The sequence below is a fragment of the Mesorhizobium sp. M2A.F.Ca.ET.039.01.1.1 genome (genome assembly GCF_003998035.1).
Lineage (GTDB): Bacteria > Pseudomonadota > Alphaproteobacteria > Rhizobiales > Rhizobiaceae > Mesorhizobium.
In genome coordinates this window covers 1-2,935 of sequence record NZ_RZRY01000732.1, presented here as the reverse complement: position 1 = coordinate 2,935, position 2,935 = coordinate 1, and the positions used below count along the sequence as shown (strand labels likewise).

Below are 2,935 nucleotides of genomic sequence, written 5' to 3'. Positions count from 1 at the left end.
TCACCGTTCCCACAACACCGACCTTGAGGCCGAAGTTGCGCAGAAGACCGCGGATGTCGTTCTCGATGGCGATCGCCTTTCCCTGCAGCAGCTTGCGGGCCGTCAAGAGTGCCCGCCGCTTCTGGCTTGTGAGCGTCTTCACATGCACCGGGCGGTACAGATTGACCCGCATCATCTGCGCGATGCCGCGCGCGTCATTGCGATCCGTCTTGTTCGGCTGCGCCTTCAGGAACGCTTTCACATGACGCGTCTCGATGCAGATGACCGGCAACCCGGCGCACGCCAGCCCCTCAAAAAGCCATTGCGACAAGGGCCCGGCCTCGAGACCGACCCGTTCAATGTTCAAGGTAGGATCCTTCAGGACGGCGAGGAGATCGTCGGAGTGACTGACGACTTTCACCTCGCGGCAAATCTTGCCGGTCTCGTCGACCATGCAAACAGAGGTCTCTTTCACCGAGACATCGAGGCCGATAAAGTGCTTCATGCTGCGCTTCCTTTCCTGATGCTTGTGGCTGTTTGGACAGACCACGTTCTATCATCAGCTCGAAGCGCAGCACCTTCTTGCATCACCGTTGAAGAAGGGGCGTAAGCCGAATACCCCATCTACACACCTTCAATCCGCGACGGTCGCTCGCGCTGCGCTATGCCAAAGGCTCCGCCCGTGCCCGTCGCTTCACCCGCCAGCAGGGCACAACCCACGCCGGAACCGAACTCAAAACCGGACAAAAAACTGGGGCAACGTCAGCGTCAGCCGACCCAAATTGCGACATGGCACCGCCGCTCTGCAGGCTTTCGGTCGCTCCTAGTTTGCGAACAACAGCACATGGTTTTCCTGCTGCCGTCCATCTCACATCCCCTGTGACAGCGCGAGACTAAGACATGGTTGGCCGACCATTCAGCGGCACGAATCCCAATCGCGCCTGCACCTGCTCGGCACTTCTCCTGACCGGGACGCCTGAGAGCCGCGCTCGACGATAGGCAGGAGACAAGGAATCCGAGAGAAAGGCGTTGCGGCTCCGGGAGACGCAGGCCTCGTCGCGTTCGACCGCAGTGTAACCCAAACGGGTCATGCGCCTTAGAGCACGGCGAGTAGGCTTCCGATCCTGATCGAAGCGCGAAAGAAGCGTAAACTGGAGGGGTTAATGCGAGCAATGCTGATCACCACACTCAGTCTAAGCCTGCTTTATTTTGGCCCAACCGCACCAAGCCGGGCCGACACATGGGGAACTCTCGCATACAACACGTGCACGAGAGACGCCCGCTTCATGGCCAGCTATAGACGAATGTCGCCAGGCAAGGCCATGGTAGTAGGCTTCACCAGCACAGGCGGCCATTGGCACGCCCAGTGTTATTCACGAGGCAACTATAGTTCCGGCCAGGCGGCCCTCAATGCCGCTAACGGAATCTGTAATAGCAGTCATTGGACATACTGCTGGTCTGTCTTCGTCGGCAACAAGTATACAAGTGCAGGACAGAAGTTGCGCCGGCTCGCTGCCGCTGACTCGGCAAGACCGAGACCAGCCCAGCGACGGAATTGGACCAATGGAGACCAGCAGGTAGTCGAAGGCGTCGTCGGCATCCTTGGTGCCGTCGTCGGCAGCGGTGTGCTAAATGGAGGCGGGGGCGGCGGCGGTCGTCCATACATTCCACCACAGAACAACAGTGGGGGCGGCAGCTACAACGATTGCCCGCCTGGAGCGTCGTGCGCCGTCAAGTGATAGCCGTCGGTTCTGCGACTGGCCTCAGGCGGTCCGTCCAAGCCTGAAGTGCTCGAGATTGGCGTTGCTCCCGAATTAGGGCCTGCCGCCGGGGAGGGTGAGGTCGTGATTTGACGACCCGGCAAGTCGTTGGCAAGAAAATACTGCAAAAGCTTCGTGAACGGTCCGCGCCTATCGCGCAACACGTTGGAACATAACGGAATACTTTGGATGCAGAATTTTGATAGGCGGCGCTTTGACGGCAAGCTATCTTGATATCTACGACCAAATAGAGACGAGCCGTAAATAGAGGATGAGCCTACGGAGCCTAGCTTACCGCAGTCATGGGGATCAAAAGTGGTTAGCCTTCTATTCTCAATCTGGCTACTTAGCCCTCACGTGGCTGCGATCACTCCCTATCTAGCGGAGTCTCAGGTTACCGCGCCTCCTACACACTACTCGAACATCGCACTGATCGGCCCCGAAGGGCGCCAGGTACGGGATCCAAGCTCAAATCCCGAGCTGGAGAAAGCTCAGGGTCGCCTGTACTGCTTATCCTCCTCACCGAGAAAAGGGAAGTTCCCTTCCGCTCAATATATTAAATCCAATAGCGCTAAAGCCAATGCCTTCCTCGCTTTTAAAGAAGATATCATAATAGTAAATCGGCACAACTTTATCTTAACTGCTGATGTAGAGAAAATATCTGACATTCATAGATGCTATTTCGAACATATCTACAATGTCGATCTGATTCCTCTGGTAGATGTAGAGTACATAGATGATGCTTATTATCGGCATAATATGAACACGGGAGAAATAGAACTTCGCTATCGCAGCGACGATTTCGCTGTTGCTCGCCTGAAGCGCGCACCCTCTGGCGGGAAGGCGGTACCGTACGCAAACATTATTGTCGACGTGGTCGCAGACATCTCAGCCACGGTCACCATCATTTCCAACCTAGCGGACAACTTCAAGGGGGCACCCAAAGGATACAATTACCATTACAACATGCACTCGCGTGGGGTGGTATAACTTCCCAGATGGCTCCCTGTCTAACGTCGCAGCTACCGATTGCGACACTGGCTATGGCTCGTCAGGCGCACAAGCGTACTTAGGAAACAAGGTTTTTGGGATTATTGATGGGCATTTTGACAAACTGCCGGATGGTGCCGAGCTGGATGTGAAAAAGCATGCGACCTTCATCACATGCTTCGACGGAAGGATATACAATTATATAC

The 2,935-nt window shown here is 55.7% G+C and carries 3 protein-coding genes; 2 read left to right on the top strand and 1 reads right to left on the bottom strand.

Going from position 1 to position 2,935, the window contains the following annotated elements; all coding sequences use genetic code 11:
• Positions 1-484, bottom strand: a 484-nt coding sequence (locus EOA24_RS32720; RefSeq protein ID WP_133374727.1) for a transposase, incomplete at its 3' end; no start/stop codon positions are given.
• Between the two features lie 1,612 nt (positions 485-2,096).
• Between EOA24_RS32720 and EOA24_RS32715 the strand changes: the two genes are divergently transcribed.
• Both EOA24_RS32715 and EOA24_RS42540 read left to right on the top strand, forming a co-directional pair.
• Positions 2,097-2,729, top strand: a complete 633-nt coding sequence (locus EOA24_RS32715; RefSeq protein WP_127410514.1) for a hypothetical protein — start codon at positions 2,097-2,099, stop codon at positions 2,727-2,729.
• On the top strand, positions 2,716-2,935 hold a 220-nt coding region (locus EOA24_RS42540; RefSeq protein WP_210213624.1), incomplete at its 3' end, for a hypothetical protein. The genes EOA24_RS32715 and EOA24_RS42540, both read left to right, overlap by 14 nt.